General features: G+C 51.1%; 13 protein-coding genes. 8 read left to right on the top strand and 5 right to left on the bottom strand.

The window, feature by feature from the left end; genetic code table 11:
• The 3 genes from AC06ND_RS06670 to AC06ND_RS06660 all read left to right on the top strand — a co-directional run.
• A partial coding sequence (locus tag AC06ND_RS06670) for an RHS repeat-associated core domain-containing protein (RefSeq protein ID WP_475678215.1) occupies positions 1-795 on the top strand: 795 nt, incomplete at its 5' end.
• Positions 796-1403: 608 nt separating this feature from the next.
• Positions 1404-2141, top strand: coding sequence for an RHS repeat-associated core domain-containing protein (locus tag AC06ND_RS06665; RefSeq protein ID WP_475678214.1), 738 nt, complete (start codon positions 1404-1406; stop codon positions 2139-2141).
• 231 nt (positions 2142-2372) lie between these two features.
• Complete coding sequence (locus AC06ND_RS06660) at positions 2373-2999, top strand: hypothetical protein (RefSeq protein ID WP_475678213.1); 627 nt, start codon at positions 2373-2375, stop codon at positions 2997-2999.
• A gap of 182 nt (positions 3000-3181) precedes the next feature.
• On the opposite strand, the gene AC06ND_RS06655 is transcribed toward AC06ND_RS06660, so the two are convergent.
• The 3 genes from AC06ND_RS06655 to AC06ND_RS06645 are packed head-to-tail and all read right to left on the bottom strand — an operon-like array spanning position 3182 to position 5644.
• Complete coding sequence (locus AC06ND_RS06655) at positions 3182-4153, bottom strand: ComEA family DNA-binding protein (RefSeq protein WP_475678212.1); 972 nt, start codon at positions 4151-4153, stop codon at positions 3182-3184.
• Positions 4131-4853, bottom strand: coding sequence for a 16S rRNA (cytidine(1402)-2'-O)-methyltransferase (gene rsmI / locus AC06ND_RS06650; protein ID WP_475678211.1), 723 nt, complete (start codon positions 4851-4853; stop codon positions 4131-4133). The genes AC06ND_RS06655 and rsmI overlap by 23 nt, the downstream gene beginning before the upstream one ends.
• Positions 4853-5644, bottom strand: a complete 792-nt coding sequence (locus AC06ND_RS06645; protein ID WP_475678210.1) for a hypothetical protein — start codon at positions 5642-5644, stop codon at positions 4853-4855. Before AC06ND_RS06645 ends, rsmI begins: the two co-directional genes overlap by 1 nt.
• 51 nt (positions 5645-5695) lie before the next feature.
• Here AC06ND_RS06645 and AC06ND_RS06640 point away from each other — a divergent pair, with 51 nt between their 5' ends.
• Positions 5696-6313: a thymidine kinase gene (locus AC06ND_RS06640; protein WP_475678209.1), complete on the top strand. Its 618-nt coding sequence runs from the start codon at positions 5696-5698 to the stop codon at positions 6311-6313.
• A 13-nt stretch (positions 6314-6326) separates the two neighbouring features.
• Here the strand turns inward: AC06ND_RS06640 and xerA are convergent, their stop codons facing one another.
• Both xerA and AC06ND_RS06630 read right to left on the bottom strand, forming a co-directional pair.
• Positions 6327-7199 carry a site-specific tyrosine recombinase/integron integrase gene (xerA, locus tag AC06ND_RS06635; protein ID WP_475678208.1) on the bottom strand — a complete coding sequence of 291 codons (873 nt, stop codon included), beginning with the start codon at positions 7197-7199 and terminating at the stop codon, positions 6327-6329.
• Positions 7200-7274: 75 nt separating this feature from the next.
• Positions 7275-9299: a dipeptidyl-peptidase 3 family protein gene (locus AC06ND_RS06630; RefSeq protein WP_475678207.1), complete on the bottom strand. Its 2025-nt coding sequence runs from the start codon at positions 9297-9299 to the stop codon at positions 7275-7277.
• 89 nt (positions 9300-9388) lie between these two features.
• Between AC06ND_RS06630 and AC06ND_RS06625 the strand changes: the two genes are divergently transcribed.
• From AC06ND_RS06625 to AC06ND_RS06610, 4 genes are all read left to right on the top strand, one after another.
• Positions 9389-10699: a clostripain-related cysteine peptidase gene (locus AC06ND_RS06625; protein WP_475678206.1), complete on the top strand. Its 1311-nt coding sequence runs from the start codon at positions 9389-9391 to the stop codon at positions 10697-10699.
• A gap of 109 nt (positions 10700-10808) precedes the next feature.
• Positions 10809-11375 carry a 50S ribosomal protein L25 gene (locus AC06ND_RS06620; RefSeq protein ID WP_475678205.1) on the top strand — a complete coding sequence of 189 codons (567 nt, stop codon included), beginning with the start codon at positions 10809-10811 and terminating at the stop codon, positions 11373-11375.
• Positions 11376-11404: 29 nt separating this feature from the next.
• A complete protein-coding gene (gene pth, locus AC06ND_RS06615) occupies positions 11405-11977 on the top strand; it encodes an aminoacyl-tRNA hydrolase (RefSeq protein WP_475678204.1) in 573 nt (190 codons plus the stop codon).
• Positions 11978-12061: 84 nt separating this feature from the next.
• A complete protein-coding gene (locus tag AC06ND_RS06610) occupies positions 12062-12235 on the top strand; it encodes a histone H1 (protein ID WP_475678203.1) in 174 nt (57 codons plus the stop codon).
• Positions 12236-12358 lie beyond the last annotated feature (123 nt).

The following is a 12358-nucleotide window of genomic DNA, read 5'->3' as shown; positions in this document are numbered from 1 at the left end:
GGACTCTACGACTTCAGTGCAAGATACCTCGAGACCTCGATGGGAAGGTTCACCACGATCGATCCATTAGCCGAGAAGTATCCTTCAGTCAGCCCGTACGTCTACTGCGCCGGGGATCCGGTGAATAGGGTGGATCCGGATGGAAATTCTCCTCAATTTGTCGGTATTCTCGGAGGGGCTCTGGTAGGAGGAATCGTTGGAGGAGGAATCGCTTATTTTGTTGATGGAAAAAGAGGCCGTGAGTTTTGGGGTGCAGTTGGAGGCGGAGCCATTTCCGGAGCCGTAATAGGAGGAACCGGAGGGATGGTATTATTGGAAAACGGAGCAGTCGGTTTCCTGGGACAAGCTGTAGCCGGCGCAGTAGGCGGCGCTATGGAAAGTGCCACAGAACAACTAATTGTGGAGCAGACTGTTGATGTAGAAACAGTTGCTGTTGATGCAGCTGCCGGTGCAGCTGCAGGAGCCGTTTCTGGATATGGCGCTAATAGAATTAACAGCGTAACAAGACGTCTAGTTACGACGATTGAGGGAAAATACACCTCGCAAGAAACTGTAAACTCAGTCAGAGATGCAGTGAAAAAAGAGATAAAACAATCCGGTCGTACCACAGGATACAGAAACAGATCTTATGTTGAAAAGGCAACTACAAATAGAATTAACACAATGAAAGCTGCAGAGAAGTACCTGGTGAACAAAGCCTCAGAAGCAGTGACTGAATCTCAAGAACAAGTGAATGAAAGGTGGATAAAAGAACAAGGTAGGAATCTATATGAGAGATATAAAAAGGAACATTAGGCCGTTGGTCTTGAAGGATAAGGATAGCGACATATCTTATACGGTGAGCCTATTGTTATTTAGTGCATTTTGGGTAGGATTTTATCCGTTAATTTTGAAATTGGGCCAATCCCTTTGCCGTTATTGTAACTTTTGTCTCGTTATAGCTTTTGTTATGGATTGTATTAGCTATTTAATAAATCCAGATAAGAATAAGGTTGTTTTTAGAATAGATGAGAATGGAGTTTATATCCATGATGAACACGATAGAAAGTCTCGTTTCTTTGAATGGTCTAAATTGAAAGAGGTTTCGGTTAAAACAGTTTCCATTGGAAACGGGAAGAGAGCTCGATTGTTATTTATTACCACTCAAGATGCAACAGAATATAGGTTCAATATTTTTTATTTTGTATTTTCCTACTTATGGACAATGCATCGCTTGAGGGAATGCGTTAATTTTTATTCTAAAGGGAGTGTTTCTTTCAAATGCTATAATATCTGGGACAAATTTTCTCAATAGGGACTTTATAATGAACTTGTAAGGGCAATAAACAACGATATGCAACATGTATGACAATCTGTTCCCTTCTCTGTTGAAGCATTAGGACAAGATTGTTCTAAGAAAAATAATGTTAACTTATTATACGCACATCTTCACGGCGACCGCACTCAGCAAGGTCCTCTTCGAAGGAGGATACATCCAGATGAGCGGAAACACTCCGACATACCAGTTCTTCCTCACCGACCACCTCGGTAGCGTGAGGGTCGTGGCGGACGAGAACGACAACCGCTACCGCTTCACCGGAAAGGAACTCGCGACGGAGACAGGACTCTACGACTTCTGCGCAAGATACCTTGAGACCTCGATGGGAAGGTTCACCACTATCGACCCGCTCGCCGAGAAGTATCCGTCTGTCAGTCCGTATGTTTATTGCGCAGGTGATCCGGTGAATAGGGTGGATCCGGATGGGAAATCAACAAATCCCGTATATGACAGTACTGGTTGTTTTAGAGGAACGACAAAAGAAGGATTCACTGGTGCAGTTATTCTTTATGATGGCGATATGGATTTCTCAAATATGACTTCACTCGAATTACTCTCCAATAATTCATCTGGGGCAATGGGTGTTAAAGCAAGCACCTACGATAAAGTTAGGAATACATTAAGTGGAAGTGCCAAGTCAAATATTTGGACACATATTGCTTCTCAAATGGAAGGACAACATATTTATGATGAAGTTTTTGTTTTAGCCTCGTTATCTGGCGGAACAATTAGGTATTCATCTACAGATAGAGGCTCTTGGAATTCAAGGATTCATAAGCAAATCATAACTGGGACTGACAAATATAATTATGAAACAACGTAGTAGAAAACATCCAGTCTTCTACTATCATTCATGAATGGTACTCTCACATAATGAAAAGCAATCAAGATCAATTCAAATCTCATAGGCTAGCGTACAAGAATGTTATCAACTATAAAGCTCTATGGAATAAAACAACCGATGCTTACAAAGGTTTTGTTATGAGAGAACTATTGAAATACACGATGAAAGAGACTGGAAGAAAGAATGTAGATCCTTTATATCAAAATCTATATGAAAAATACAAGGACATCTATTAAAAGAGACTATTCTATGGTATTAAAAGTATCATATAATGTCTTAATATCAATAATAGCATTATCATGTGGTCAGAATCAGAACAACAAAATACTCGACTCGCATTCTGAGACCAATAAAATCATTGATAACATATATTCTGACGAAAGCTCATGTATACAGGATAGGATCGAATGTGTAGTTGTCGAATATTGGGCGCATGATGCTTTTGTTTACATAATTCATTATTCAAGAGACGGGCTGGAAATAACCAGGACCATCGACAAAACCATTACCATCTCTTCTGACAAAAAACACATCTCAGATGACGGTATCAATGATAGATTCACTAATTATATTGATGCTTTATTTATTACCGGTTCAGAGAAAATTGAGTATAGTAGGTCGAAGAGCAGCGATCCATGTATTACAGACTATCCTATGCTCAATTTTTTGATAAAATATGATGGTGACAAATCGATATCTAAAGCTATCCAAATCGGAGATGAACAGTATGATATAATATATAACCCATTTTTCCTTGAGTTCTATGATTTTTTAGATGAATTGGTAAGGCTTTTAGACCAAAACACAAATGATGTTTGTTATACCATGAAACATTGAAAAAGGGCTCACGATTAACAATTGTTACATGAGAGAGGAGAGTTGCTCCAAAAAAAATTGCAAGCCTTACACCGGAAACAGGATGAGATCCATACCGTTGGAAACGGTGACATACGATGCCTGCGGAAGGCTGACCGGGGAGTCGTCGAGCAGGGTACGGAGCACCCTGGTAGTGTTTCATTCTATTCGAGCAGGCAGCGCGAGAGCTTGGTGAACTGTTCCTCCGAGAGCACGCCGACGTCTCTTAGTCCTTCGAGCGTCCATTCTTCCCTACCGTTGTTTTCACGATACAGGACGATGGCCTTCGCGAGGTTCCAGCTGCGGATGTAAGGATGCAGGCGGAGAGAGTCGGCAGGCAAGCTCCACAGCCTGAAAGGCTTCGCATCATCCTCGCTGACGAAGACAAGATCGGATATCGCTTCATAGCGCTCCCTGTCGAGCCTGTAGACATTCAGGAGCTGCTCCTTACGTGAGAATGAGCCCAGTTCCTCCCTGTGGCGGATTATCTGCGCCGCAAACCATCCGCCAATTCCCGGAAGTCCCGTCAGGGCAAGAGAATCAGCCCTGTTAAGATCCAGCAGAGGTATGTCTATGTAGTCCTCGAGACGGGCATAGACATCCTCGCTCACGACGTATGACCTGGCGAAATCGCTCTTGCGGGAGAAATGTCCGCCCTTCCTGCGATAGTTGTCGATGGACTCGGCCTGGCGCTGGGTGAATCCGAGCCTCTGCAGGTCCTCGACGGACACCGTGTTCGGGTCGAAACGGAAAGCCTCGGGCTCCGCAGGAATGCTCTCCCTTACCCTCACCGCGCCATCCTCATGGACCGAGTTCCGACGCACGAAAATGTCCCCATGGTCCATGGTGCCACCCGACGAACTTTTCCCTCCGGAGGTGTATGCACCCCCTCCCGAACCACGAAAGGACCTGCCGGATGCGTCCGACGGGGCTCCCAGGACGGATTCGGCAAGCCCACGGTCCACTATGTAGACCGTGTCAGGGCTGTCCCTGTCACTTATGATCTTCGTAACTGCGGCCTTGTGGACGAACACGGCCACCTGGTAGCCCAACACCAGAAAAACGAGTGCAATCGCACCTGCCTTCATCGATCGTGCGGCAGGACTGTCACTCTCAGGCTTCTTCTTCCTCTTCATAGTAGCGCTTCTTCTCCTTCTTCACTTCCGGAGCGCCGGCTACTATTATCACTATCTCACCTTTAGGCTCATGGGCCTTGTACCATGCGGCAACCTCCTCGAGAGTGCCGCGCTTGTGCTCTTCGTGCACCTTGCTTATCTCCCTCGCTACCGAGCATTCCCTCTGCGGGCCGAAGAATTCCGCGAACTGCTCGAGGGTCTTTACGAGCCTGTATGGAGACTCGTAGAATATCATGGTCCTGTGCTCCCCCGCAAGCTCCTGGAGCCTGGTCTGGCGGCCTTTCTTCTGCGGAAGGAAGCCTTCGAAGCAGAAACGGTCGCACGGGTATCCGCTGCTCACAAGGGCTGGCACGAACGCCGTGGCTCCGGGAAGGGTCTGGACCTCGATGCCCTCCGCAGCGCAGGTACGAACGAGCAGGAAGCCGGGATCGGAGATACCCGGAGTGCCGGCGTCGCTGATGAGGGCGACGTTGAGGCCCTGGAGTATCCTCTCCTTGATCATCTCGGAGGTCTTGTGCTCGTTGAACTTGTGGTGCGACTCGAGCCTTCCGTGAATATCGAAATGCTTGAGCAGCACTGAACTCGTCCTCGTATCCTCGGCAAGGATGAGGTCAGCTTCCTTCAGCACCTTGATGGCCCTGAAAGTCATGTCCTCCAGGTTGCCTACCGGAGTCGGGACTATGTAGAGTATTCCTGGCATTACCTGATCTTGCGCCTTACGGCCATCATGAACCTATATACCACGTCGCTGTCGAAATCCCATGCCGGATTGTGCCCCTTGAGGTACTCGACGGCCTCATCCAGGGTCGCTATCTCGTTCACCTCGGCGATGGTATCCTGGAAGATCACCGGATCCTCGTCGAAGAGGGTGCGGATGAAGAGTATTCGGTCGTTGAGGGAGATGGCACTGCGGATATCCTTCACAGGCGAACCCGGCATGTCGCTGCGCCATGCTTCCTTTGTCGCCATGACATCCATCACAGCCTTCTTCTTGCCCGCGCGGTGCTTCGCGTTGAGGGTGCCCTCGTCGGACTGAGCCATTCCGAAAATGTCCATGAACGAAGGTTCGTCATCCTCCTCTGGGAAGCTCTCCGGAAGGTCTTCCTCCACCGGTGCGGCAATTTGCTCCTCTACCGGTTCCTCAACCTCAGGCTCCTCGGCCGGAGTCGCAGCCGGTTCCTCTACCGGAGCGTTCTCTGGTTCCATGGTTTCTTCTGCAGGTTCCTCAACTGCGGCCTCTGCCGGAACCTCGACAACCGGCTCGTACGCAACCTCAGGCTCGCCGAGGTCTACGTCCATGATATCGTCGATGCTGATTGCCATCATCTCGTCATCGATGACGACAGGTATCTCAACGGCGCTTTCCGAGCTGTCGGCAGGGCTCTCGGACTCGATGGCGTCAAGCCTTGACTCGAGCGCGGAAACCTGATTCTTGAGCTCTGAGAGCTCCTGTCGGATGGCGGCCAATATTTCTTCTCTAGTGTTTTCCATAAGACTGGTTTTTGACTATATTTGCATCAGTCAAAGCACAAAAATAGTCAAATGTTTTTAGAAAACTGCAAAAAAGCAGGTTCCATCGAGGTAATCTGCGGATCGATGTTCTCGGGAAAGACTGAGGAGCTTATCAGGAGGATGAAGAGGGCCGTTTTCGCGAACCAGAACGTCGCGATCTACAAGCCGGCCATCGACGTGAGGTACTCTGAGTCGGAAGTCGTGTCGCACGACAGCCACAAGATCGCTTCCACCCCCATCTCCGACCCGAAGGAGATGCTCGCGGCCCTCAACGAAGGCATCGACGTACTCGGCGTGGACGAGGCGCAGTTCTTTGACTCAAGCATCATCGAGACCGTCCAGGAGCTCGCCAACAACGGCATACGCGTCATCATCGCAGGTCTCGACACCGACTTCCTCGGCAAGCCTTTCGGCCCGATGCCATCGCTCATGGCCATCGCGGAGGATGTGCTCAAGGTCCATGCGGTCTGCGTGAAGTGCGGAAGCCCGGCCCAGCACTCCCACCGTCTCAGCGAGAATTCCGACCTCGTCGTTCTCGGAGAGAAGAACATCTACGAGCCTCTGTGCCGCCACTGCTACAATGCGGCGATCGCCCGCGAGGCGGAGCTCACCGGCAAGCTCGACTTCCCTGAGGAGGACAAGCAGTAGTCAGGCTCAAGCCCTATTTCTTTCTTGGATGATTATCCAGCACCGATGCCTGCCAGGTAGCGGCGTTCACGTGCGTGTATATTTCTGTGGTAAGGATGCTCTCATGTCCGAGCATCTCCTGCACCGCGCGCAGATCAGCGCCATTCTCGATCATGTGGGTGGCGAAGGAGTGGCGGAAAGAATGTGGCGATAGTTCCTTTGCGACACCGGCTTTCCGCGCCTGTTCCTTGACCATCGTGAAGATGGAAATCCTGCTCAGAGGTTTGCCGAATCGGTTCAGGAACAGGGTCTCGGCGGTCTTTGCGTCGGTCGGTTCGGGACGCACGGGAAGGTAGGCCTTGATCGCTTCCTCCGCCATGTCACCCATTGGTATGATCCTCTGCTTGTCACCCTTTCCTACGACACGCACGAAGCCGTCCTCGAAGAAGAGGTCCGAAAGCTGGAGCGACGCAGCTTCGGAAACGCGCAGCCCGCAGCCATAGAGGACTTCGAGTATCGCACGGTCGCGAAGCCCTTTCCATGAATTCGTATCCACGGACGATATGATAGCCTCCACCTCCTCCACCGAGAGCACGTCCGGAAGATAACGGCCCATCTTCGGCGCCTCAACCTTGTCGCAGGGATTGATCTCGATCTCGCCCTCCGAGATGAGCCACCCGTAGAAGGACCTCAGGGCGCTGAGCGCACGTGCCTGCGAACGCTTGGACAGGAACTTCCTGCCGGTGAAGTAGTCGATGACGTCGTCGGAGCTGACCGCGTATGGGTCCTTCCCGTCCAGATAGTCCATGAAAGCCTGCACGTCATGGCCGTAGGAGGCCACCGTGTTAGGCGACATCACCCTCTCTATCCTGAGGTAGTACTCGTATCTTTCAGTGAGGCTCTTCATGTTCGGCAAATATAGACAAAAAAGGCGATGGCCGGTAAGCCATCGCCTTTAATATCCACTGTCAGTCTGCCTGTTCTAGAGGACTGAGTAGTTGTGACCGTAGTTCATCATCTGGTCAACATAGCTTGCGGTGTAGTCAAGCTTGTAGTCCACGATCTTGCCGTTCTCCTCTACAGGAACGATGTCTGGGTTCACGAAACCGCCGTAAGGCTTGAGCTGGAGCTCAGCGTAGCGCTCGAGCACCTCCCTGTGGAGGTCGCGGTCAATGTTGACTGCGTACTGCTCAACGAGTGCCTTGCCGGCCTCGTAGTCACCCTCTGACTTGATTCTCTGGATCTCACCGAGAAGCTCGCCGAAGAGCTCCCTGAGTGCGCCATATTCGTTGACTACGAAATAGGTCTTGCCGTCCTTGACCTGCTTCTCGATGGCATTGATGAAGCGGCACCCCTCATCGTCGCAGTAATGCATCTCGGTACCGTGCTCGAGGCACCACTCTGCGATGAGCTTGCGGTTCTGCATGTGGGCCTCTGTGTTTGGCTTGCCAAGCTCCACACGGCTGAACTGAACCATGAGACCGTTGCGGATGTAGTTCGCGTACTGTGCCTTGTATGCCTCCTCGTCAGGAAGGATTCCGAGCTCAACGAGCTTAGGATCTGCCATATAATAGAGACCGTAGAGGTCTGCGCGAGCCTCCTCGAGGGTTGAGCTGTACTCTGCGAGAGCGTTTGGAGAAACGCCTGGGAGAAGCTGGCCGGAACCGTGTCCGAGACACTCGTGAAGGTCGGTATGTACGTTATCGGTGATAGAGAGGTACTTCTTTGCCATAGCGATCTCCTCCTCGTCGTAAGCGAACTCGGTGAGGGTGCTCTTAGGAGACTCCTCCGCTGCCTTCGAGTAAGCATCGGTGATGTTGGAGATGGTAACAGACTTCGAACCATGCTCCCTGCGAATCCAGTCTGCGTTAGGGAGGTTGATTCCGATAGGAGTTGCAGGATATGAGTCGCCGGCGAGAGCCACGACGTTGATGACCTTCGCGCTGACGCCCTTTACGACTGGCTTCTTGAAGCTAGGGTCTACAGGAGAATTGTCCTCGAACCACTGAGCATTTGCGCTGAGGGTCTCGGTACGTGCTGAAGCGACGTGGTCCTTGATGTTCACGAGGGCCTCCCATGAGCCCTTGCGGCCGAGAGGATCGTTGTAGTCCTCCACGAAACCGTTCACGAAGTCCACGGTTCCGAGGGTGTCCTTGAGCCACTTGATGTTATATTCGTCCCAGAGACGGAGGTCACCGGTACGGTAGTATGCGACGAGGGATGCGATGTAGTCGCGCTGTGCGTCGGTCTCAGCAAGAGGTGCTGCGAGCTCGAGTTCCTCGACGATCTTCTCAATTGCGGCGCCGTAGATGCCACCGACCTTCCAAGCCTCCTCACGGATGACGCCGTCAGCGCCCTTCACGAGCTTGGTGTTGAGTCCGTATGAGATAGGGGTAGGATCCTTCTCGTCGACGATGGAGTTGTAGTATGCCTCTGCCTCCTCGCGGGTCACGCCCTCGTAGAAGTTCACTGCAGACTCTGCGACGATGTCGCCGCTGATGGCCTTGCGCGAAGGATAGACCTCAGGATTGTAGATGACATTGAGAAGCTCTGCAGAGTTCTCCACGCCCACCGACTCCATCAGAGAGGCGAAATATTCGCGTGAGCATGCTGGGACGAACTTGTCCTCTGCATAGTGATGGTGGAAGCCGTTGGAGAAGAAGAGCCTCTTGGCGTATACCATGAAGTCAGCGAAGTCCTGACCCTTGCGGTTGCCGCTGTAGTTGTCGATGATGTTCTCGACAGCCTTGCGGACCGGAATGTTCCATGCGCAGTTCTGGTCCCAGTAGATATCCCTACCCCACTTTGCAGCCTCTGCAAGATGGTAGATGTATTCCTTCTGCTGGAGTGAGAGCTCGTCCCATCCAGGAACCTGATAACGCATGACCTTGAGGTCAGCGAACTCGTCGATAAGGTACTTGAAATCCTTATCGCCCTTGTTCTGGCCGCATGATGCGAGTCCTAACACTGCTGCGGAAACCATGATGATTCTTGAGATTGATTTCATATCTGTTTGTCTGTATTTCGTATTGGCCGCCGAAACGGGCGCGCAAAATTAACAATAAATTGCTTATATTTGCTCGGTTACGCGCGTTAATGAGGTTAAAAAACATCATATTCTGTCTCAAGGCGGCACTGACTGTGCTCGTCGGGACCGCCGTGTTCTCCTGCGACCCGGCCGAGGACGCGGATTTCAGATGGCCTGACCACAACACGACCGGAATTCCCGGGGACAGGGCCGGCGACGAGGAATCACGCCATGTGCTCCTTATCTATCAGGCTGGCTTCAACACGCTGAGCAGCTACATGGAGGAGGACTACGAGGACCTTCTGACGGGATATCTTCCCGTGGATCATCATAGCCGCGCGGACAACGTGCTCCTGGTCTACAGACAGATCTGCAGCGTCAATTACGACTTCACCGAAGAACTCAGCAGCTATCTGATCAAGCTCAACTCGACTGCTGACGGAAGAGTAGTCGCAGATACTCTCATGACCTATGGACGTGACGTCATCTCTGCCGATTCGAAGACCCTTCGCACTGTGCTCGAGGACGTGAAGACCCTGTTCCCCGCAAAGGACTACGGAATGATATTCTCATCCCATGCGACAGGATGGCTGCCGGCCGGCGCCACCGTCGACTACCGAACCATCAGCAAAGGTTCCGAGCGCAGTTCCGGTGACTCATCCGGACATGGCTCCGGTGTCTCTCCGGAACGCAGCGTAGGACAGACCCAGACGGGATACCCGGGTAGCTATCTTTGCTACGAGATGGACCTGAAGAACTTCGCAAAGGCCTTCCCGATGAAGTTCGATTACATACTTTTCGACGCCTGTCTGATGGGATGCGTCGAGGTCGCCTATGAGATCAAGGACATCTGCAACATCGTCGGATTCTCCCCTGCGGAAGTACTTGCCGACGGATTCGTCTATTCAACGCTCACCCAGAGGCTGCTCAAGGGCAGCAATCCTGACCCGATCGGAGTGATCTCGGACTTCTATGCCCAGTACGAGGGCTCCTCCTCGCCTTACTGCACGGCATCGGCTGTGGACTGCAGCAAGATGGACCGTCTCGCAGAGGTCTGCAGCAGGCTTTTCGAGAAGTACCGCAACCAGATCAGGAACGTCAGCCCGTCCAGGGTGCAGGGATATTTCCGCTTCAACTGGCACTGGTTCTACGACTTCAAGGACATACTCGTACAGTCGGGAATCAGCCCGGAGGATCTCGAAGAGCTGCAGGAAGTGCTCGATGACTGCGTCCTCTACGACGAGGCTACGCCTCAGTTCCTGGGCTTCCCTATCCGCACCCACTGCGGCATGAGCATGTACCTTCCTTCGAACGGAAGCGCCCAGATGAGCGTCTATTATCGTGAGCTTGCCTGGAACAAGGTCACAAATCTTTTGTAAATCAAATAATTTGCATATCTTTGCGCCCGCTTAAACCCCGAACAGGGTTTGGTGCAATGGGTCCCGGCACAGTTCCGGGATGAGTAACACATTTTCAAACTTAAAGACAATGCAGCACATTGAACTCAAGGGCCAGCTCCGCGCAGCTGGCAAGAAGTCTGCCTCTAAGGCACTTCGCGCACAGGGTCTCGTACCTTGCAACCTCTACGGAAACGGCATCGAGAACGTTCTCTTCACCGTATCAGCAATGGACCTCAAGGCTGTGACCCACACTCCAAACGCTTACATCGTAGACATCACTCTCGACAATGGCGAGAAGTATGCAGCTATCCTTCACGAGTCACAGTGGCATCCTGTAACTGACGAGCCTGTTCACATGGACTTCCTCGCAGTTTCTGAGGACAAGCCTGTAACCATCGCAGTTCCTGTAAAGGTTACCGGTCACTCAGAGGGTGTAAAGATGGGTGGTAAGCTCCTCGTTTCAGCTCGCAAGCTCAAGGTTTGCGCTCTCATGGCTAACCTTCCTGACGAGGTAGAGGTTGACATCACTGACCTCAAGATCGGCAAGCAGATCAACGCTGGTGACCTCAGCTTCGAGAACTACTCAATCGTTTCTCCTAAGGCTACCATCATCTGCTCAGTCAAGGCTACCCGCGCTTCTCAGAAGGCTGAGTAATCTCGTCTGCAGAAATATTGTACCTGGACATGAACTGTCTCGTAATCGGATTAGGAAACATCGGTGTCGAGTACGCGCAGACCAGACACAATATGGGATTCATGGTATTGGATGCTTGGGCTCAAGCATCCAATATCTCTTTTAATGTGGACCGTTACGGAAGCATAGCCGAAGTTTCCTTCAAGGGAAGGAAGTTCACCCTGCTCAAGCCGTCGACCTACATGAATCTCAGTGGAAAGGCCGTAAGGTACTGGATGAACGAACTCAACATCACTGCGGAGAACATAGTCGTGATCTGCGATGACCTCAACCTTCCGTTCGGAACTCTCAGGATGCGCAAGAGCGGAAGCAGCGGTGGCCACAACGGCCTGAACAACATCAACGAGCTCATCGGGACGCAGAATTATACCCGCATCCGCATGGGCATCGGAAATGATTTTCTCAAGGGCCAGCAGATAGATTTCGTGCTCGGCAAGCTCAGCGACGAGGAACTTGCCCAGATGGACGAACTGAGTAAAAAAGTGATAGCTGCATGCAAAAGTTTTGCTCTGGTGGGCCCTGACAGGGCTATGAACACGCTCAATGCCAGGCAAAAGGACTAAAAAAATTTTGTTTCTCCCAAATTTTATATAACTTGCAGTCAATTAACGGATCTTATTTGTTTAACTATAAAATTACAATCTGAAATGAAAGAGCTCGTAGATCAGATCAAGGCTGAAATCGACGTTTTCGCAAAGAACGCTGATGCACAGGTTGAGAAGGGCAACAAGGCTGCTGGTGCACGTGCACGCAAGGCTGCTCTCAACATCATGAAACTTATGAAGGATTATCGCAAGGCTTCAGTTGAGGCTGGCAAATAATTCCTTAAAGAAATTATCAAAAAAACCGGGATGTTCATGCAACATTCCGGTTTTTTCTTGCATCTATAGAGCAAGGTTTAGGTTTTAGTACACGTTTTAGGGGCCAAGTACGCAGTGATTGCG

This window comes from Candidatus Cryptobacteroides sp., from assembly GCF_056207615.1.
Note: the sequence above shows the minus strand (reverse complement) of the source record. Positions and strands in the feature narration are given on the sequence as shown.